At 40.4% G+C, this 19,826-nt stretch carries 17 protein-coding genes; 6 read left to right on the forward strand and 11 right to left on the reverse strand.

Annotated elements, in window-relative coordinates; genetic code table 11:
* Nucleotides 1-81: 81 nt before the first annotated feature.
* Nucleotides 82-1,455, reverse strand: a complete 1,374-nt coding sequence (locus RS893_RS13230) for an ATP-binding protein (protein ID WP_315791568.1) — start codon at nucleotides 1,453-1,455, stop codon at nucleotides 82-84.
* Nucleotides 1,456-1,518: 63 nt separating this feature from the next.
* On the opposite strand from RS893_RS13230, the gene RS893_RS13235 reads away from it, so the two are divergent.
* The 3 genes from RS893_RS13235 to RS893_RS13245 all read left to right on the forward strand — a co-directional run bounded on the left by RS893_RS13235 (nucleotide 1,519) and on the right by RS893_RS13245 (nucleotide 3,071).
* Nucleotides 1,519-2,211: a response regulator transcription factor gene (locus RS893_RS13235; RefSeq protein ID WP_315791569.1), complete on the forward strand. Its 693-nt coding sequence runs from the start codon at nucleotides 1,519-1,521 to the stop codon at nucleotides 2,209-2,211.
* Nucleotides 2,212-2,380: 169 nt separating this feature from the next.
* On the forward strand, nucleotides 2,381-2,926 hold the full coding sequence (locus tag RS893_RS13240; RefSeq protein ID WP_315791570.1) for a DUF1830 domain-containing protein: 546 nt from the start codon (nucleotides 2,381-2,383) through the stop codon (nucleotides 2,924-2,926).
* The gene (locus RS893_RS13245; protein ID WP_315791571.1) at nucleotides 2,919-3,071 is read left to right on the forward strand and encodes a hypothetical protein; all 153 of its coding nucleotides are present in this window, start codon (nucleotides 2,919-2,921) and stop codon (nucleotides 3,069-3,071) included. Before RS893_RS13240 ends, RS893_RS13245 begins: the two co-directional genes overlap by 8 nt.
* Before the next feature lie 7 nt (nucleotides 3,072-3,078).
* Here the strand turns inward: RS893_RS13245 and hpnA are convergent, their stop codons facing one another.
* Nucleotides 3,079-4,068 carry a hopanoid-associated sugar epimerase gene (gene hpnA, locus RS893_RS13250; RefSeq protein ID WP_315791572.1) on the reverse strand — a complete coding sequence of 330 codons (990 nt, stop codon included), beginning with the start codon at nucleotides 4,066-4,068 and terminating at the stop codon, nucleotides 3,079-3,081.
* Between the two features lie 231 nt (nucleotides 4,069-4,299).
* A complete protein-coding gene (locus RS893_RS13255; RefSeq protein WP_315791959.1) occupies nucleotides 4,300-6,993 on the reverse strand; it encodes an efflux RND transporter permease subunit in 2,694 nt (897 codons plus the stop codon).
* Between the two features lie 279 nt (nucleotides 6,994-7,272).
* Between RS893_RS13255 and RS893_RS13260 the strand changes: the two genes are divergently transcribed.
* Nucleotides 7,273-7,977, forward strand: a complete 705-nt coding sequence (locus RS893_RS13260) for a nucleoside phosphorylase (protein WP_315791573.1) — start codon at nucleotides 7,273-7,275, stop codon at nucleotides 7,975-7,977.
* Between the two features lie 210 nt (nucleotides 7,978-8,187).
* Here the strand turns inward: RS893_RS13260 and RS893_RS13265 are convergent, their stop codons facing one another.
* The 4 genes from RS893_RS13265 to RS893_RS13280 all read right to left on the reverse strand — a co-directional run bounded on the left by RS893_RS13265 (nucleotide 8,188) and on the right by RS893_RS13280 (nucleotide 12,667).
* Nucleotides 8,188-9,234: a S1C family serine protease gene (locus tag RS893_RS13265; protein WP_315791574.1), complete on the reverse strand. Its 1,047-nt coding sequence runs from the start codon at nucleotides 9,232-9,234 to the stop codon at nucleotides 8,188-8,190.
* A 246-nt stretch (nucleotides 9,235-9,480) separates the two neighbouring features.
* A complete protein-coding gene (locus RS893_RS13270) occupies nucleotides 9,481-9,972 on the reverse strand; it encodes a hypothetical protein (RefSeq protein WP_315791575.1) in 492 nt (163 codons plus the stop codon).
* A 134-nt stretch (nucleotides 9,973-10,106) separates the two neighbouring features.
* Entirely contained in the window at nucleotides 10,107-12,266 is a 2,160-nt protein-coding gene (locus RS893_RS13275; RefSeq protein WP_315791576.1) for a pentapeptide repeat-containing protein, read from the reverse strand.
* Nucleotides 12,267-12,322: 56 nt separating this feature from the next.
* A complete protein-coding gene (locus tag RS893_RS13280) occupies nucleotides 12,323-12,667 on the reverse strand; it encodes a hypothetical protein (RefSeq protein ID WP_315791577.1) in 345 nt (114 codons plus the stop codon).
* Nucleotides 12,668-13,260: 593 nt separating this feature from the next.
* On the opposite strand from RS893_RS13280, the gene RS893_RS13285 reads away from it, so the two are divergent.
* Nucleotides 13,261-13,698 carry a hypothetical protein gene (locus tag RS893_RS13285; protein WP_315791578.1) on the forward strand — a complete coding sequence of 146 codons (438 nt, stop codon included), beginning with the start codon at nucleotides 13,261-13,263 and terminating at the stop codon, nucleotides 13,696-13,698.
* A gap of 205 nt (nucleotides 13,699-13,903) precedes the next feature.
* On the opposite strand, the gene RS893_RS13290 is transcribed toward RS893_RS13285, so the two are convergent.
* The 4 genes from RS893_RS13290 to RS893_RS13305 form a co-directional block, all read right to left on the reverse strand.
* Nucleotides 13,904-14,818, reverse strand: coding sequence for an ABC transporter permease (locus RS893_RS13290; protein WP_315791579.1), 915 nt, complete (start codon nucleotides 14,816-14,818; stop codon nucleotides 13,904-13,906).
* Nucleotides 14,819-14,928: 110 nt separating this feature from the next.
* Nucleotides 14,929-16,014, reverse strand: coding sequence for a spermidine/putrescine ABC transporter substrate-binding protein (locus tag RS893_RS13295; RefSeq protein WP_315791580.1), 1,086 nt, complete (start codon nucleotides 16,012-16,014; stop codon nucleotides 14,929-14,931).
* Between the two features lie 201 nt (nucleotides 16,015-16,215).
* The gene (locus RS893_RS13300) at nucleotides 16,216-16,404 is read right to left on the reverse strand and encodes a four helix bundle protein (protein WP_315791581.1); all 189 of its coding nucleotides are present in this window, start codon (nucleotides 16,402-16,404) and stop codon (nucleotides 16,216-16,218) included.
* Nucleotides 16,405-16,510: 106 nt separating this feature from the next.
* Nucleotides 16,511-17,623: an ABC transporter ATP-binding protein gene (locus RS893_RS13305; RefSeq protein WP_396336461.1), complete on the reverse strand. Its 1,113-nt coding sequence runs from the start codon at nucleotides 17,621-17,623 to the stop codon at nucleotides 16,511-16,513.
* Between the two features lie 311 nt (nucleotides 17,624-17,934).
* On the opposite strand from RS893_RS13305, the gene mrdA reads away from it, so the two are divergent.
* The gene (gene mrdA / locus RS893_RS13310) at nucleotides 17,935-19,767 is read left to right on the forward strand and encodes a penicillin-binding protein 2 (protein WP_315791583.1); all 1,833 of its coding nucleotides are present in this window, start codon (nucleotides 17,935-17,937) and stop codon (nucleotides 19,765-19,767) included.
* Nucleotides 19,768-19,826 lie beyond the last annotated feature (59 nt).

Consider the following 19,826-nt stretch of genomic DNA (forward strand, 5'->3'; position numbering starts at 1 on the left):
AAGTCGTCCTCCTTGTTTTCCTTATCCCCCTATTTGCCAAATGTATCAGACTTATAGTGAAGTGGTATTACACTCTTTTCTTCAGTGAGGGATTTTGACCGTAAATATTGTACCGACTCCTACTTCACTTTCCACAAAAATTTCTCCTTGGTGGAGTTCCACACATTTTTTCACAACTGCTAATCCTAACCCGGTACCAACTATATTTTCAACATTTTGACCTCGATAAAACGGCTCATAAATCTTCTGCTGTTCATGCTGGGGAATGCCTATTCCTTCATCTTTAACTTGGAAAATAGTAGCTTCTACTTCACACTTTAATAATAAATATACGTTTCCTCCTTGTGGTGAATACTTGATGGCATTCAAAAGCAAATTGCTGAGAATAGAATATAGGAGTTTTTCATCCATATTTGCCCGATAACAGCGACCATATTTAATAAAATGTATTGCAGTATTTTTGGTATCAAAAAGTTGAAAATCTTCTAGTAGATTTAAACAAAAACTTTCTAAATTAATCAACTGAGGATTAAAATCTAATTTTCCCGACTCCGCTCTTGTTAAAGTCAACAAATCAGTGATTAATTGATTCATTAATTTAGCTGAGGATTGAATGCGATATAAATTTTTTAAATTATTCTCATCAACAGATTCCTGAAGAATTTCCTTTAATAATTGAGATGAAAGCAAAATCACACTCAAAGGTGTACGAAATTCATGAGAAATCATCGAAAAGAGGCGAAGTTTTAGTTCATTTAATTCTTTCTCTTGATTTAAGGTTTTTTCTAATGCTTCAACCTCATCATGTTTTACCCATTGACGATAAAGTATAAAACACAAACTAGAAACTACAATAAAGCTTAAAATTGTACCTAGTATTTCGATGATTGTTCTATAGTGAATACTGTACTGTGATTGCTGAAGCGAGCTTTTTAAATAATCTTGTTCTTCTGCTTTAATTACTTGTAGTAATTGGAGAATATTTTCTCGAATATTAATACTTTTTTTTGTAATTAACGATTGAGCTTGAAATGCTGATTTATCTTTCATATACAACGCTATTGATTGCTGCAACAGGGATAATCTTTGATTAACTAGAGATTTCAGGAGTACTAATCGCTGTTTTTGACTCGAACTAGCATGTATTTGATGCTGCAATAACTGCATTTCAGACTGCATATTTTTGACAGCAGTTTGGTAGCGCTCTAACTCTTGTGTACTTCCTAAAAAGATATATCCGCGTCGTCCTGATTCAGCAACTGACATAGCAGCATAAAAATCAGTCAGTGTATTGAGAGCTTCATAAGTATATTGCACTTTATCAGCACTTTCTCTAATTTCAAGAGTGTTTTTATATGAAGCGAAGCTAACTAGTACCATCAACAGGAGGGTTAAGCAAAATCCCCCTGCTATCCATTTACCCTGAATAGACCACTTCATAAATTTTTGAGTCATGATAGAGTCAAAGAACTTCTCTTCTACTTCTCTCTGCCTGAACAAGAGTATGGTGGTTAGTTTATGCGTATTCTGGTAGTTGAAGATGATACCCAATTGGCGGAGGTACTGTCAGAAGTATTAACTAGACGTCAATATGTAGTAGACATTGCCCAAGATGGAGAAGCAGCCTGGAACTCGGTTGAGTCAATAAAGTATGATTTGCTATTGTTGGACGTAACGTTGCCAAAATTAGATGGAATTCGTTTTTGCCAACGTTTACGCACCATCCAAGCCAATAATCCAGCACATCGTAACTCTGCTGCACCCGTGTTGATGCTAACGGCTCGTGACACTGTAGCAGACAAAATTACCGGATTGGATGCGGGAGCAGATGATTATGTGGCCAAGCCATTTGACTTAGAAGAGTTAATGGCTCGTATACGTGCTTTGCTCAGAAGGGGTAGTTCTGCAACCACATTAAGTTTATGTTGGGGGAGCCTGCTTCTCAATCCTAGTACTTACGAGGCTACTTACGATGATCAACCTCTGAGCTTGACACCAAAAGAATATGCGATTTTGGAATTACTGGTTGCCAATGGCAGACGGGTATTAAGCCGTTCTAGCATTATAGAGCAAGTGTGGTCTATGGATGACTCGCCTGTAGAGGAAACTGTTAGATCTCACATCAAATCTCTCAGGCAAAAGCTCAAAATTTCAGGTGCTGCTGAAGATTTTATAGAAACGGTACATGGGTTAGGCTATCGTCTCAAGTAGGAACACACGCCTGTTATTTACCCTGACGACTCCACAACTTCTGCACAAATTCTACACGGAAATTGCATATGTAGGTTTTATATTCTTCAGATATTGGAGGGGAACATTAAGCAGTAAATCTATTGTTCCAATCAGTCTGCGATCAGAAAAGCTCAGAAGGAAATTGTGGATGAAATGGAAGCAGTCTTATCATGGCTGGTTGATTGAAATAATACCAATGCCCAAAGGATATTTATTTCAGTGTTGGCTGCCGGATGAAAAGACTGGATTTAGCGATCGCCAAATTTATCCCACTTTCGTTCAAACTTTTGCAGCAGCCAAGAAACGGGCTGATTTAGAAGCTGTGAGTCTAGCGTTAATCCGTTTTCTCAACCAAGCTTACAAGCCGTGCAATCTTAGCTCTGATGAATATAAGGCTTTGGAAATGTCTATTTTCAACTTTGTTCAACAAGCCAGTAGAACCCAAATGCATAACTCTCCAACATTCCTTACACAAAACCAAATTTTGTGTTTCTACAAAAACACAACTAGTCAGATTCAAATCCTTCGCATCTCCAACATTACTAACTGTGACTTCGAGCAAATTGTTTTTCCTGGAGAACAAATGCTATTTGAGGCTTTTCCCCAAGCAGAGCTAGAAATCCATATGGATAGTACAACGGGTGCAACTTTAACCAATAAAATTTTGTGTTCCAATCTACAAGTATATGGCTGATTTTATACATTCTTGTCATGAGTTATATATATGGCGCGATCGCCTAGCACGTCCAAAAATGCGAAAAACCTTGCTGCAACAGATTTTGTCTAGTGATCGCGGTTCCGGAAGAGCTATACATTTGCTGTCATCATCAGCACTGTAAATCTAAATTAAATCTGCGTAAATCCTGGACGCGATAAAAACCAATCTACAGCATTTTGCAGAGCCAGCTTTAGGGGAGACTGAGGTAAACCCAATTCTCGTACAGCCTTAGAAGCGTCATAGTACATCGTTTGCGTTGCCATACGCACACCATCTAAAGGAACAGATGGTGTTTTGCCAAAGCGAGTCAGAATTTTTTCATCAACCCAGGCAACACTAAGAGGTAAGCAAGCAGGTATAGACCTTTTAGGAGGTTGCAAACCTGTAATCTCAGCAAGTTGATCGAGTAATTGTTTGAGCGTCAGATTTTGATGTCCTAATATATAGCGATCGCCTGATTTACCTTTTTGTAAAGCGAGTAAATGCCCCTTCGCCACATCCCGCACATCAATAAAATTCAGTCCTGTGTGCATATAAAAAGGCATTTGCCGTCGCAGAAACCGTAAAATAATATCTCCTGTCGGCGTTGGCTTAATATCCCAAGATCCAATTGGACTACTAGGGTTGACTATAACTATATCCTGACCATCACCAGCTGCCTGCATGGCTTCTTGTTCAGCCCAAAACTTAGACTTTTTGTAGTGACCAACTAGTTTCTCTACAGGACTTTGATAAGTTTCATTTACAATCGTACCGCCGGGTCCCACTCCAATAGCTGCTACAGAACTGGTATAAACTGTTCTAGCAACATCAGCTTTTCTGGCAGCAGCTAGGACATTGCGCGTACCCAGGACATTATTCTGGTAGAGAGCTTCCCTGTCTTTTTGCCAAAGAGAATAGTGAGCAGCGACGTGAAAAAGGTACTGACAACCCTGCATCTGCTGCCATAATTCTGGGTGATTTAAATCACCCCTGACTATTTCTAAATCTAGATGCTGGAGATTATCTAATTGGCTATCAGGACGTACCAATGCCCTAACAGCGTATCCTTCTGCTAAAAGTAATCGCACCAAGTTTGCACCAACAAAACCAGTACCACCAGTGACAAATACACGCATTATCAGTTATGTAAGACTGTGAATTGAGGAAGTAATATAAGGTTTTTGGCAATTGTCCAGAGTTTGATTTTGGTTAGCGAACACCGATAAATACAGATGAACACAGATAGATTATCGGTGTGCATCGGTGTACATCGGTGTACCCTGCACCGAAGCCTATGAGCGCGTCTACGATTTCAAAAACAAGATTTTTGCCATAGTTTTAATTCAAATTAGGCGTCAGTTATCAGTCTATCCTTTGGGTTTAATGTCTCTGCGTCTAGGAAACCAATCATCAAGGACGGCGTATACAACTGGGACAACAATTAAACTCAAAATGGTGGAACTTACTAACCCACCAGCGATCGCTACTGCCATAGGCGATCGCAATTCCGAACCTGCTCCCAAACCCAAGGCAATGGGAAGCATACCTAAAATTGTTGAGGCAGTTGTCATCATAATCGGGCGCAAACGTATCGGTCCGGCTTGGAGAATTGCCTCTTTCCGGTTTAAGCCGACATCTCGCAACTGGTTAATGCAATCTACAATCAGAATGGCATTTTTGTTAGCCAGTCCCAGCAAAAACACAAAACCAATCAGCGAAATCATGCCAAAGTCACTTTTAGTGACTACTAGCGCCAACATTGCCCCTACTAGTGCTAAAGGCAAAGAAATACAAATCACCACAGGATCTACCCAACTGCGGAACAGGGCAATGAGTACAAAAATAATACACAGTGCCGATAACGCCAGATTAGTGCCGAAACTGGCGAAAACTTCGCCACTGCGTTCAGAGTCACCTCCTAAATTTAAAGTTACACCAGCAGGCATCACAGCTCGAGCTTCAGCTACTAATTTATCAGTAGCATCACCTAGAGGTAAATTCTGCCCCAGATTGGCGCTAATATAGGCAACTCGTTGATTATTCAAACGTTCGATTTGCGAGACTTTTTCCTGGGCATTTGTTGTGCCTTTGACTGTAACATCAGCAAATCCTGGCAATTTTTGCAGACGTTCTTTGATTGTCTGGGCAGTTTGACTGAGGGTATTGAGATCGTTACTCTGTAATGCTACTTCTAAAGGTTTTTGCGCGCCAGAATCAACAAATTGGATGTCTTCAACGCTAATACTTACACCCTCAAGTTTGGGTAAAGAGGAACGAAACTGATCTTGTAACTCTGAGGTTTTGATGTTGCGATCGCTTTTGAGTTTGACGTAAAGTTTACCTTTATTCGGTTCTCCCTCACGCGTACCGACGACAGTAAATACTGTTTCTACTGCCGGTGATTTTCTCACTACTTCCTCCAGTTTCTTACCTACCTCAGCAGAGTTATTCAAGATCGTTGTGATTGGAGATTCATCAGGGAAAAGAGAAGAGACAGAATCAGACACAGGTAGACGTGGCGATGGGGAAAATTCTGGAACAAAATTTCCTGTGTTCTCTGCTCCTTGTCCTAACTCCGATAAATTCGGTAAATCAGTGGTATAAACTACATTGAATGCACCTCGGTCTAATTTCGGTATAAACCCTTTGGGAACTAGTGGAATCAAAGCTATACCCGCTACAAAACTCAGTACAGCTAAACTTATGACTATGGCACGATGATTCAGCGACCAACCTAGCAAATTCTGGTAATATTGGGCAAAACTCGACCATCTCCTTCCTTGGCGAGTTTTAGAACCAGCAGGCTTGGGTTTGAGCCAGTAACTAGCCAAAACTGGCGATAAAGTCCGGGCAACTAACAAAGAAGCTAGCATTGCTGCGGAAACTGTAATGCCAAAGGGTTTAAAAAATTGACCAATTACTCCACCCATTAAACCTATAGGTAGAAACACGGCGACTGCTGTAAAAGTCGCTGCTGTGACCGTCAAACCAATCTCATTTGTAGCTAAAAAAGCAGCTTGTCGGGGGTGTTCTCCGTCCTCGACGTGTCGCATAATATTTTCGACATCAACGATCGCATCATCAACAATACTGCCAATTACCAAAGCGAGAGCCAATAGTGTGATTGTCTCTAGGTTGAAGCCAAATAAGGCCATGACAATAAAAGTTGCTAATAAAGATATAGGAATTGCCAGTGCAGAAATTATAGTCGCTCGCCAATTCCACAAAAATGGAAAAATAACGATGATCGCCAAAACTATGGCTTCATATAAAGCATCAATAGTGGCATCGGTGGCTTTGCGGATATACTCTGCTTGCGTAGCAGCTAGGGTGATTTGAACATCACTCAACGTAGAACGTAGCTGTTGTACCTGATTCTCTACCCGAGAAACTACTTCCAAGGTGTTCGCATCACCACGTTTAATTACTTGAATAGCAAGCGCATCTTTGCTGTTGAACCGGACTAATGTTGCTCCTTGTTGCATAGCAGCAGAAGCGCCTAATAAATCTACTCTTAACACTCCTGGCTGTTTGGCGATCGCAGGTATAATTTGCTCATTAGTTAACTTTGTCAGTTCTGTTAAATTTCGTGACTGACTCTCAACGGCGTAACTAACAGCAGCAGACTCATTCAATCTAATTGGAATAATCTTAAAAGACGAACCCTCAGGCAGAGATGCTTGTTTGAGTTCTGTTTCTACCCTTGTGGTAGACTTTTCCAGGTTAGTACCAACAAAAAAAGACAAACTCACAACTGTTTGACCAGGGTATGTAGAAGAGCGAATTTTATCAAGCCCTTCTAAAGAATTGAGACGTTGTTCTATGGGTTGGGTGAGCTTTGCTTCCGTATCTAAGGCTGTCGAAAGTGGAGATGTAGCATTTATTACTACTACAGGAAAGGTAATATCTGGAAACAAAGCATACTTGAGGGAACTAAAAGCAAGTATTCCCGCTATCATCACAGCTAACCAAAAACTCACCGTCAGTCGGGGATGTTGAATCGCTAATTTAGAGATATTAAAGCGCTCACGGAGAGTCTTAGAGTGATGAGGTTTTACCATCATGACCGAGATTTTTGCTGAATGCTAATCTTAAGTTTAATCACATAGGCATACAATTAGACGTTATATCAAATTCGTTGGCATTGAAAATAATATATTTTTAAACGCAGAGGAACGCAAAGGTAAGCGCGGAGGAACGCAGAGGCAACTGAGTACAAAATTTTATTCATTCGTAGCAAATTCTCAATAAAAAAACTCTGCGTCCCTTTGCGTTTAAAAACGCTACGATTTTACGCAAAGCCGTTCTTCCCTTACTCCTAGTTGCCTATTTTCACGAAAGTGTTCAATTCATCAACAATCCAAGCAATCTTAGTCTGTCAAGGTGCGGAGTATCAAGCTGTGTGCCGAGGCTTAAGCCGTATCACTGGCTCTACACCCTTTGTAATACCCATACCTGTGGGTGTAGAAAATACATACACATATTTGCAAAAAAGTCAAGAGTTAAACAACATCCTGAATCATCCCCAACCAACATTATTAGTGATGGGTTTGTGTGGCAGTCTGCAACCCCGCTATCAAGTGGGGGATATTGTAGTGTACGCAGATTGTATTTATCAGGAAAATACTGGCGATACTTTGGTGTATGAGTGTGATGCAACTTTGACAGCATCTTTGCAGCAGTGTCTCCATCAGGTTGCTGTTGTCAAAGCATTAACAAGTGATCACATGATTTGGTCGAGTACAGAAAAATGCCAGCTTGGTCAAATGTTAGCAGCCGATGTTGTGGACATGGAGGGATATACTGTGCTGAAATTTTTCAACTCCACTGGGGTAACGGTGGGAATGGTGCGGGTTGTGAGTGATGGATGCGATCGCGATTTACCTAACCTCAATTCCACACTGAATTCTGATGGTTCTCTTCAGCCTTTATCGTTGGCTATAGCTATGCTGAAACAACCCATTGCTGCAACTAGATTAGTTCGAGGTGCTTTGCAGGGACTGCAAGTTTTGGAGGAGGTGACAACTTGTTTGTTTCAACCCTGAGGAAAATTAAGCTATGACCAATATTTTTGATAAATCGACCACCGATACACACCGATAAACACCGATGTAGAAGTTAATAGTGGTCTATCGCATTAATTATGAGATTTAAATGCGTTTGTAGTGAGGACTTTAGTCCTCAAATATTTAAGCAAGCTTGCTGCTTACCACAAACCTCTCAAAACTTTTGCGATAGACCAATAGCTTTAACTATTAGCCTCTAGTTGATTCTTCTGGAACGATATCTATTACTAACTTGCGATTGTTACGCAAAATAGTCAGTTGCGATCGCACTGCCACACGTTCTGGTGTTAAAAATTTCTGTAAGTCTTCAATGCCACGCAGTGGTGAATTATTAAAACCAACAATCACATCCCCTTGCAGCAAACCAGCTTTCTTAGCTGGACTGTTTGGTTCAACGTGCATAACGAAAATGCCAGTGTCCACAGCCAATTCATTAAATAACATGATCCGGCGGGAAATTTGCACATTTTGTCCACCAATACCAATGTAACCACGTCGAACTTGACCATACCTCATTAAAGTTGGGATGACCATTTTAGCTGTGTTAATGGGTACGGCAAAACAAATCCCTTGTGCTGCCATCACAATAGCAGTATTTATACCAATCACTTCAGCGTGGGACGTAACTAACGGCCCGCCTGAATTACCAGGGTTTAAAGCAGCATCAGTTTGGATAATATTTTCAATCAGCTTCCCAGACCGCGATTGGAAAGAACGTCCTAATGCGCTGATCACTCCAGTTGTAACTGTAGTCTGGAAACCATAGGGATGACCGATCGCGATCGCTAACTGGCCAACTTTCAATGCTTGAGAATCACCAAAACGTGCAGCTACTAAATTTGGCGCATAAATTCTAATCACAGCCAAATCTGTGTCAGGATCATCCCCAATCATTTCCGCATCGTAACTGCGACCATCAGACAGTGTTACCTGAATTTTCGATGCACCGTGTATGACATGACTGTTAGTGAGAATGTAGCCATCTTGAGTGAAGATAAATCCAGAACCATTACCACGTACTTCTTGAGTCAAAGGTTGATAACTGCGGCTACGTCCCGTTAGCCATTTTTTCACATCAATATTCACAACCGTAGGACTAACTTTTTCCACTACATTGATGACAGCTTGGGAATAAGCATCAAGAAGTTGTTCATCAGTTTTTGGATTGTTTTGTGGCGATCGCGAATTATCGGGAGCAAAATTATCGTTTGATACCCATCCCAAATTTCTGAACATAATTTGTCAATCCTATATCAGTTATCAGTTATCAGTTAACAGTGATCAATTTCTATTAGTTACTGTTAACTGATTTGGAACCATCAACTATGTCCTTATTTCCTGATTCTGACAAAAATTTTGTAGTTTTGACAAAGGGAACACTTTTGGAAATGATTTTGCGATTCCAAAATCAACCTTGGTATCTTTGTGTCTTTGTGGTTCAAAAATCATTTATTCCACTAAGTCACAAAGACACCAAGCAAATCAAAATCTTAAACCGACACCACCTTGTAAAGAAAAAGTTGTACCGCCATCACGCAAAGCATCAAAACCAATAATGGCATTACCAAAAAGCACAGTATTGCTATTAGGTACAACATAATCAATACCTGGCTGTAAGGCAAAGCTAATTTTATTACCAACGGGTGAAGGCGTATCACCACCAGCAAAAATTAGCCCAGTTCCTATATAAGCATCAGTTTGCCAGTTAAGGGGAAAATCATAAGAAACAGTTGGTACAATTGCTATGTTATTAGCCAAAAAAGCTTGGGCGCGAAAAGAAACTGGTGTTTCCAAAAGTTTGTAACGGAAGGCTACAACCCCACCAATTTGAGTTCCATCCGCAAAACCAACCGCAGGCCCAACACCGACGTAACTACCATAAGCTGCTTGAGCATAGGCTACTTGATTAAATTGGCTCAAACTTAAAAGTGAACTAGCCAAAAGCACAGATACTAAATATTTTATACGCTTCATTTGCCGACTCTCCTCACACTGATTTTGTTGGTTGTTGGTGGTTGGTAGTTAGTGGTTAGTGGTCATTTGTTACTATTTATTCTCCTCCCACTCCCTACACTCCCCACACTTCCCGATCCCCCCCGACCTCCATCTCACGGACAACGCGGATGAATACCACCTTGAGTACAAATGTAAGCCAATTGCTTGGTATCTAAATTTTTTGCTTGGCTAAAATCCACTCCTTTGACTACGGCAGATTGTGAACCTGTTGACGGAGTTTGCACAAATTGATCGGCTGGATCTTGTTTAGCAGGGAAGAGAATAGCACCTTGAAAATCAGCTTCTGTGAGATTTGCTCCGCGTAAATCTGCAAGACTCAAATCGGCATTGCGGAAGTTAACACCCGTCAGGTTAGCAGAGCGCAAATTAGCATTTGTTAAGCTAGTTGCGCTGAGATTGGCATTGCTCAGATCCGCACGCTGCAAATTTGCTCCTGATAAATCTGCTGCTTGCCAGTCGGTTTTACTTAAGTTGGCAAAGGGTAATTGTGTACCGATCGCAATGACACGACCTAAGCGAGCAGCATATAAATCAGCGTCGTTAAATATAGCTTCGCTCAAATCTGCCCCGGTGAGACTAGCATTTTCCAAAACAGCACCACGTACATCGGCTCCCATTAACTGGGCGCTGCTCAAGTTGGCATTAACTAAACGTGCGTTAGTTAAGTTTGATCCTTTGAGGTTAGCGCGGCTGAAATCTGTACGCACCATCAAGACACGGCTGAGATTTGTATCGCGCAGATCGGCTTGTTTGAACTGAGCGCCGCTTAAGTCTGCAATCCAATCATCGAAAGTATCCCAGCGTCTATCCTCACCTACTCCTCGGAAGCTACTACCCCTTAAACTAGCAAAGGATAGATTTGCTCCTTTGAAATTAATTCCTGATAAATCAACTTTATCTAGTGCCAAGCTAAATATGGGGCGGTCTGCTGCACCGTTTTGGAATAATTGAGTGCGGCTGAGGTCGAGGTCATTAACTTTAGCGCTGCTAAGTGCAATAATCTTATTGATCGCCTGCTGATTACTCTGTAAGCGCTTCTGTCGCAATTCCCGCTCTAGAGATGGGTTAGTTGTTGATTCCAAATCATCAGCTAAGGACTGATTCATGCGTTTTAAATCAGGGATAGCTGACAGACCAATATTTGTCAGAGCCTGCTGTATTGTTTCGAGTTGACTGGGGTCAGTTTCTTTAGCCAACAGTTCTACAAGATATTTGGTCGCTTGTGGGTCATTGAGAGTACCCATTGCCAGAATCGCCCTACGACGCTCTTCATTGCTGACGCCGGAGTTAGGACTCAATTGTTTGACCAGAGCCAGGAACAGTTGGCTATTGCGCTGCTCTAACACTCTGCGATTCTGCTGCGTTTGGATGTATACTTGAGTACCTACCAGTGTTGTCAATACACCAGCCATACTCAACAGTGCGATCGCTAGCAGGGTTATACTTGGATTACGCTGCAACCATTCCCACGGATGAGCAGGTGGTTGAGTTGTTTCTGATGGTGTAATCACAACCGAAGCAATCGCTGCGTCTTCGTCTGCTGCTTCTGTCCACTGAGTCTGTTTTTTATCCTGTAGCTGCGAAGGTGTAAACGGTTGATTCGCGTCTATGGTGTAAGTACCTGCAATAATGTCATGCAGTGCGCGCCTTTGTCGTAATGGTAAGCCCCTCGCTTCTAAGAGCATTATTAAACCAGAGAGGAAAGTGAATACACCTAAGTTAGGAAAAGTTGGGCTGTTACGCCAGAGCATATAAGCTACAGACAAACTCAATGTCCAACGCCCAATACCTTCTCGCAGTAAAACAGCCCCTAAACCAGGAGGTTTGCCTTGAGAGTTGACAACCCGAACACCAAACCAGCGTTTTGGCAGGGTGCTACCTGTTTTCGCTAGTAGAAGCAATTGCCAAGCAGAAAGTGTCAGAGGCGCTAGTATAGCTACTGTCCACAAAAAATTTGTTGGCCATGCAACATTACGAGTGCCGTAGCTCACAGGCAGAGCCAGGGGACGAGCGATTTCTCTTTCTGTTACAATCAATACAGGATTTAATGGTACTCGGTTCAGATCTGTTCTAGTGTTAAGATATACACCAAGACTAAAAGGAACTAAGCCACTGATCACTAGTAGCGTCATTTCCGTTGCCCAAGCAGCTACACGCCTTGCAGCTAGAGGCTGTGTTTTGGGTTTTCCCGGTTGACTAGACTGACTAGAACTAGATTGATCATTACTTCTCCTCACAATTGGGGTTGCCATCGCAATATTTCCCTTGAAATTTTATATATATGCCACTCCAGGCGTGTCAAAATATACTATTGCTTGCGTCGAGAACTACTAGACACAATAAATTTGTATCCAAAGTAAACTAGTCCTGCCAAGAGTGCCAAACTAATTGCAGAAGCAACAAATTTAAACACTGCTTGCACCACCGCAAAGCCTAATAAAACGCCCACACTCACAACAACTACCTTTCCCGTTCCAGATAGGGTATTAAACCAATTCGACAATTGCTGTAGTTGCGAATTGGCACTTGAAAAACCAGACTGAGATGATTGATCAATTTGTTGTGACTTGGTTTTTTTCTCAGAAGACGAATCAGTTTCTGCCTCCAGTTTGCGGAGGCGTTGCTGTAAGTCTTCTTCAGGTTGAGGATTCATATTGTTTTACCTCAGCTAGTAAACTTATTCAACAACAGTCCAAATATATCCGATAGTTAACTGTTGTCTTAGTGATTTTAGCGAATGTTATTGGCTTGATGAGGGCAGATGACAGAAGGCAGAAGGCATAAGTTAGAGACAGAGGACTGAAGGGGAAAAGCCTATTTAATTTATAGGCACAAGTATTTTACGAAATGGGTATGGGGGTGTAAGGGTGTAGAGGTGTAGAAAGATTGATGTTTTCATGCTTTATTATTGGATTTACTTGTGATTAACTGAGTTGAAAATAGACATGGTGACGCAGGGAAATATTTTCATATGTTCTAGTGACGAGTTCGTCTTCATGGATACTTACCACTCAAAGTCACAAAGCTAATATTATTTAAGCTTTTTACTTAATTCTTAATCATCTAAATTATTGCCATCGTAAGTCATAGTATGTCTTTTTTGATGACTTGTATTTAAGTAATTTATTAAAATTTATACAAAATATTTTGTGGAACAAAAGTGAATTTGTGGTCGTCTATTAAATTCAGAATATTATGCATAACTATAGCTCTTGAATTAATCAGGAGCAAATAACATCACAAATTATGAAGACGTGTAGATTATTTAATATTTTTCCATCGGTTCTAGCATTTACAGCAATTTTGCTACTCAGTATTACTAAATCTGTAATGGCAGAAACTGTTACCATCAATCCTGATTTTCAACCAGATCCAATGGTTCTAAATGGCAAATCTGGTGGTCCAAAATCCAGTGATTGCGGTAAAATTGCTGCTACACCAAATCAAATTATTCAAGTTACAAAGCCATTGCCTTATTTAAAATTAGCAGTCACAGGTAATGGTAAACCAACTTTATTGATTGAAGGGCCAGGAGGGCGTTTTTGTGTATTACCAGATAATTACTCTGGAGACAAACCAGAAATTTCTGGTTTCTGGCAAGCTGGTAAATATTTGTTGTACGTTGGGGAATTAGTTGATGGGGAGCATACATACACTCTTTCAATTTCCAAACAGAAAAATTAGCAATGGTCAATTGTTAGTAGTTAGTAGTTAGTAGATAGTAGTTAGTGGGTAGAGACGCGATGTTCCTCGCGTCTGTACATTAGTAGTTAGTGGTTAGTGGTTAGTGGTTGATTATCTACTACTCCACCCTTACATTAATCCAGCCGCTACGCGTCTACACATCCCTTACACTCCCCTATTCTCTTCTCAATTTTTAATTGTTTCATCACCTCTTGGGTGTAATGTCACCAAATTTAATCAACAGTGCGATCGCCAGACTAACTACCAAAATTAACACCATACTCAACGCTGAACCAAATCCCCAATTTTGGGTAGCGCCGAGGAATTGGTTATAAACTAACCTTGCTGCTGTACTACTAGAAGCACCACCAAGTAATTCTGGGTTGATAAAATCTCCTAAAGCAGTAATGAATACTAAGAAAGAAGCTGCTGCTATGCCAGTGAGAGTTTGAGGTACGGTGACTTGCCAGAAAGCTTGTATAGGATTTGCACCCAAGTCAGCAGCAGCTTCTAAAAAGCGTTTGTCTAATTTTTCTAGGGATGCATATAAAATCAAAACCATGTAGGGCAGCAAACTATAACTCATACCAATTAATACAGCAGGACTGCGGTTGAGCAAATTTAAAGCTGGCAAGCTTACACAATTTAAGATTGTGTTTAGTAAACCAGTGGGACGTAAAATTGCAATCCAAGCATAGGTGCGGAGTAAAGAGGAAGTCCACAACGGTAAAACAAAAGCGATTAAGAGCAAATTTCGCCAGCGCTTTGGTGCTATTTGTGCTATCCAATAAGCGACAGGAAAGCCTAAGACTAAACATATCACTGTAGTACCAACAGCAAAAGATAGCGATCGCCTAATCACTCGCAGATACAGTGGATCAAAAAGCCGAATATAGTTATCAAAACCACTAGGAATGACTAAATCTCCTGGTCGAATTCCAGGTACTAAACTTAGTTCTAAAATTAGCAGAGTTGGCAAAACTAGCAGCAGCAGCAACCAAGTTCCGGCGGGTACAAGTAATGCAAAAGGTTCTAACCAGGTTAACTTTGGACGCCATTTAAGAACTGTGGGAATTCTGCCTGTAGGATTTATTTGAGAAGAAGAAATTTGAGTAGACACGGTTATGAAGGGTGAAGGATGAAAGATGTAGACGTGCTTATAGGCTTCAAGGTAGAGTATGGTGAAGTATAAAGTATGAAGTATTGATATTTATTTTCTGCCTTCTGCTTTTATCCACTTGTTAATTCAGTCCAATAACGATCATATACTTCTTCAATTTCTCCTAAAGGTGTGATGCGTTCACACTTCTCTAGTATCGACTCTGGAGGAAATACATTTGGATCATTCTTTATTTTCTTCGGTAATAGTTCAAAAGCTGCGCGACTTGATGTCGTCACCCAAAGACGTCGGCTAATTTGCGCTGCTATTTCTGGTTGAAAGATAAAATTGAGCCAAGCATAAGCCCCGTCTATATTTGAGGCTGTTGTGGGAATTACTATTGTATCTGTCCAGAGTGAAGAACCACTTTTGGGAACTACATATTTAAATTTAGGATTTTCTTGAGTGATTTTCACCGCATCTGATGAATAACACATTGATAATAATAAATCTCCTGCTAAAATTTGATTGCGCCAAGCATCTGTGTCAAAGGCTGCGATCGCACCTTTGAGGGCTTGCAATTTTTCATAAGCTTGTTTGATTTCGGTTTCGTTTTTAGAATTATAGGAATAGCCCAGCATTTTCAACACTGCTCCCATCACTTCTCTTACATCATTTAACAAAGTGATTTTCTTGTTAAGTTGTTGTTTATTTTGCCAAAGATATTCCCAGTCTTCAGGTGGATTTTTGATAATTTCGGAATTGTAAATTAAACCTGTTGTTCCCCAATTAAATGGAATACTATAGCGATTAGTGGGGTCATAACTAGGATTTTGAAAGCGCGGAAATAAATTATCTAAAGCAGTTAAACGTTGATGATTTAGTTCAAGTAATAAACCCTTCTCTACCATTTTTTGCACCATATAATCAGAAGGGTAAATCACACTATAAGTTCCGCCACCGCCTGCTTGTAATTTATTAAGCATGACTTCGTTAGAATCATACACATCTGTAAACACTTTGATGCCAGTTTCAGCATTGAAGGTTTTAAATAATTCTTGATCTACATACTGTGTCCAAGTATAGATATTCAACTGATCGCGGGAACCTTTATTGTTAGAATTAGCCCGTACTTCAGCTAATCTCCAACCACAACTAGTTAAAGATAAACTAGAAAGTAATACTATATTTTTTAAAAATAGTCGTCTGGTAGTCATTGGTCATTTGTCATTTGTCATCGGTTTTTCAGTGTATTGCCAATAGAATTGAGACATGAATTTAATTTCGGTGCTAATTCTTCGATTATGGGTTTGAAAGTGTCTATTTGTTCAGTCGTTAAAAGTTTTCAATTATAGGCTCGTCTTAGCCAATGTTGAGTATCGTATAAAGAACCTCTTGCCATTCTGACAAATTGTCGGTTATCTTGATAACTTCCTCTTCCTACGCTCTGCTATATTCGCATCAATACTATCTGCTGCTTTTATTATCTGTTTACCTATAGTATCTTTGGGTAACGGTTTCCAATCATTAATTATTTTCCAAATTTCATCAGAGAAACTTTCTGATAATTGATAAACCTGTAAATCTTGAAAACGCTTTGTTACCATTCTTGTCTAACAAAAATCTCTGATTAATCCTCATTGTCATTTATATTTTCTTATATGTCATCAGCTAATAATAAACAACAAATAACGAAAGACGAATGACAAATGACTATTGACAAATTACTAAACAATCATTTTCTGTCCACCAAGCGTAGATGGGTATATCAGGATTTGGTAAGCTGCCAAAAGTGTTAGGTTGCATGACGGTGATACACACATCTTGTTTTAATTCAACAACATAATTTACATGAGTTCCTAAATACATAACGCTCACTAATCGCCCTTCAAAACAATTAGCTTGGACGCTTGGTTTATAAAGTGAAAGCTGAATTTTTTCGGGACGCACGCTTACTACTACTGCTTGTAATAATTCAGCAGGTGTATCGACAAAGCGAGAGACTATTATTTTTAATCCTGTTTTTGTTACTACTTCTACAGTGGATGTGTTTACTTCTGTAATTTCACCTGCAAATAAATTCGTATCACCAATAAAATCAGCAACAAATGCTGTCCGGGGATTTTCGTAAATTTCGCTGGGTGTCCCAACTTGCTCTATTTTGCCATGATTCATCACAGCAATGCGATCGCTCAAAGATAGGGCTTCTTCTTGATCATGTGTAACCATAATAAAAGTCAAACCCAGTTCTTTGTGTAGATTCGCTAGTTCTACTTGCATTTGTTTACGCAGTTTTAAATCTAAGGCCCCTAAAGGTTCATCCAACAGCAAAACTGCTGGACGATTAACTAATGCCCGCGCCAATGCTACACGTTGTTGTTGACCACCAGAAATTTGACTGGGAAAGCGCGATCGCAAGCCTTCCATTTTCACTAGTTTTAAAGCTTCTTTAACTCTTATTTCGATTTCAGCTTTAGGTAATTTTTTTAACCGTAATCCAAAGGCGATGTTATCCCATACATTCAAGTGGTTAAACAAAGCGTAACTTTGAAATACAGTATTGACTGGTCGGCGATAGGGAGGAATGTTACTCACAGACTGACCCTGGATCAAAATCTTACCAGCATCAGCTCTTTCAAACCCTGCTATTAAACGTAGCGTGGTTGTCTTGCCACAACCAGATGGGCCGAGAATACTAAAGAATTCACCCTGTCTGACATCCAAGTCTATTCCATGTACTGCTGGCTCTTGGTTAAAAAACTTAAAAACGTTATGTAGTTCAACATCAAGGGACTCAAAAGCCGTTATTTCATCTTGATTTTGCATCATAACTATGGCCCATAGTCCTAATTTATTGTCATTTGTCAATGGTCAATGGTCAATTGTCATTGGTTATTGGGCATAAGTATTTCTTCTCCCCACACTCCCCCCTCTCTCCCTTCTTCCTTGTCTCCCGTGTCCATCTAGTCCCTAAAAGAATAAATTGACAGACTAAATATTACATCTGGGTTCATTGTATCCGGCAAAAAAAGGTTTATAAAAGATATACTTTTTAGATTATTTACCACTAAATTCCGATTAGTACACGAGTATTATTCTATACAAGTAATCATAATCTTAGAATTTATTTTTGTCTTATGTCTTTATTACAATCATCTCGAATTGGCGCTAAAAAAGATACCCGCACAGTTGGACGCAGCTATCAGTCTATATTCTTAATTGTATTCACTTTGGTAGCTGCGGCTGGCATTGAAGCTCGTTTAGCATTCCTCCAAATTAAAGAGGGAGCAAAATTTCGGGAACGAGCGGAAGCAAACCGAATTCGCATGATTGACAAACAGCCAGAAAGAGGTAATATATTTGACCGCAATGGTAAGTTGTTAGCTACAACTCGTTATCCGCATTCTGTTTACCTATGGCCAATGGCACACACTAAACCATCTTGGTCTGTTGTCGGCCCACGTCTATCGCAAATTCTCAAAATTCCTTTAGAAGATATTGGAGAAAAACTAGTAGAAGCAGGACCTGGCTCTACTAATCTCGTAAGAATTGCCCGTGACCTCAATGATGCAGAAATTACGGCATTAAAAGAGTATGAAAACGAACTACCAGAGGTAGAAATTCATACGGAAGCAGTTCGCTATTATACACACGGGAAAGAGCTAGCTCATGTATTAGGATATACTCGTGAATTAACCTCTGAACAATTGAAAGAAAAGAAGCAGGACGGTTACAGACTAGGAGATGTGATCGGTCAGATGGGGGTAGAAAAGGCTTATGAAAAGATGCTGCGAGGTGAATGGGGTGGGCAACAGGTAGAAGTAGATCGGGCTGGACATCCACAGAAAATTTTAGGAGAGAAACAAGCTAAAGCAGGTAATGATTTACACTTGACTATTGATTTAAATGTGCAATTAGCGGCTAACAAAGCTTTAGGCGATCGCAAAGGGGCAATTGTCGCACTCGACCCCAACAATGGGGCAGTTTTAGCTATGGTGTCTCATCCCGGTTTCGATCCGAATATATTCTCTAAGCAAAAACTCAGTCAAAAAGATTGGGAAAGCCTACAGGGTCAAGACCATCCCCTAGTTAACCGCGCCCTCAGTGCTTTTCCGCCTGCCAGTACCTTCAAAATTATTACCACAACAGCTGGACTGGAATCAGGCAAATTCTCTCCTGATACAGTTCTACAGACCTACGGTTCACTAACTGTTGGTGGTGTAACTTTTGGCGAGTGGAACCATGCTGGATTTGGGCCCTTGGGATTTTCAGGAGCGATGGCTATGAGCAGTGATACCTTTTTCTACCAAGTTGGCAGAAAAGTCGGCGGTTCCACCCTAATAGAATGGACTCGCAAGTATGGCTTTGGTCAAAAAACCGGCTTTGAGTTCACCTCAGAAGAATCTAGAGGCTTGGTTCCTGATGAGAAATGGAAACAGAAATCTTGGAAAATGCCTTGGACAGTAGGCGACACCATCAATATGTCGATTGGTCAAGGTGCTTTGCAAGTTACACCACTACAATCGGCTGTTATGTTCTCTGTGCCTGCAAATGGTGGTTTCCGCGTTAAGCCACATTTACTAAAAGACCATGAAGAAGCAAAAAACTGGCGCTCATCCTTGAACATGAAACCTTCCACTATCGCCGTGCTGCGTGATGGACTGCGGAAGGTTGTTACAGAAGGTACAGGTAAACGTTTGAATGTACCATCAATTGCCCCTGCATCTGGAAAAAGTGGTACAGCAGAAGCAGGTGTCGGTCGTCCCAACCATACTTGGTTTGGTGCTTATGCTCCCAGTAATAAACCAGAAATTGTGGTTGTAGCCTTTGGTGAAAACTCAGGTGATCATGGTGGTACTGTTTGTGGTCCAATGGTCTTGCAAGTACTGGAAGCATATTTCCAGAAGAAGTATCCAGGTAAGTATATTCACTCTGAATCACTTCCTCAAATTCAAAGTTCGGGAGATTAAGTAGAAGGCAAATTCAGTTATCAGTTATCAGTAAACGGCTACTAATTGATAACTGTTCA

It is taken from the genome of Fischerella sp. JS2 (assembly GCF_032393985.1).
Classification (GTDB): domain Bacteria; phylum Cyanobacteriota; class Cyanobacteriia; order Cyanobacteriales; family Nostocaceae; genus Fischerella.

Excerpts from the sequence above, each read along its gene's own strand:
- hpnA (WP_315791572.1), bottom strand. The coding sequence starts at position 4,068 with ATGCGTGTATTTGTCACTGGTGGTACTGGTTTTGTTGGTGCAAACTTG.
- mrdA (WP_315791583.1), top strand. The coding sequence starts at position 17,935 with ATGTCTTTATTACAATCATCTCGAATTGGCGCTAAAAAAGATACCCGC.
- RS893_RS13230 (WP_315791568.1), bottom strand. The coding sequence starts at position 1,455 with ATGACTCAAAAATTTATGAAGTGGTCTATTCAGGGTAAATGGATAGCA.
- RS893_RS13240 (WP_315791570.1), top strand. The coding sequence starts at position 2,381 with ATGAAATGGAAGCAGTCTTATCATGGCTGGTTGATTGAAATAATACCA.
- RS893_RS13235 (WP_315791569.1), top strand. The coding sequence starts at position 1,519 with ATGCGTATTCTGGTAGTTGAAGATGATACCCAATTGGCGGAGGTACTG.
- RS893_RS13280 (WP_315791577.1), bottom strand. The coding sequence starts at position 12,667 with ATGAATCCTCAACCTGAAGAAGACTTACAGCAACGCCTCCGCAAACTG.
- RS893_RS13300 (WP_315791581.1), bottom strand. The coding sequence starts at position 16,404 with ATGGTAACAAAGCGTTTTCAAGATTTACAGGTTTATCAATTATCAGAA.
- RS893_RS13265 (WP_315791574.1), bottom strand. The coding sequence starts at position 9,234 with ATGTTCAGAAATTTGGGATGGGTATCAAACGATAATTTTGCTCCCGAT.
- RS893_RS13295 (WP_315791580.1), bottom strand. The coding sequence starts at position 16,014 with ATGACTACCAGACGACTATTTTTAAAAAATATAGTATTACTTTCTAGT.
- RS893_RS13275 (WP_315791576.1), bottom strand. The coding sequence starts at position 12,266 with ATGGCAACCCCAATTGTGAGGAGAAGTAATGATCAATCTAGTTCTAGT.
- RS893_RS13245 (WP_315791571.1), top strand. The coding sequence starts at position 2,919 with ATGGCTGATTTTATACATTCTTGTCATGAGTTATATATATGGCGCGAT.
- RS893_RS13270 (WP_315791575.1), bottom strand. The coding sequence starts at position 9,972 with ATGAAGCGTATAAAATATTTAGTATCTGTGCTTTTGGCTAGTTCACTT.
- RS893_RS13255 (WP_315791959.1), bottom strand. The coding sequence starts at position 6,993 with ATGGTAAAACCTCATCACTCTAAGACTCTCCGTGAGCGCTTTAATATC.
- RS893_RS13305 (WP_396336461.1), bottom strand. The coding sequence starts at position 17,623 with ATGCAAAATCAAGATGAAATAACGGCTTTTGAGTCCCTTGATGTTGAA.
- RS893_RS13285 (WP_315791578.1), top strand. The coding sequence starts at position 13,261 with ATGAAGACGTGTAGATTATTTAATATTTTTCCATCGGTTCTAGCATTT.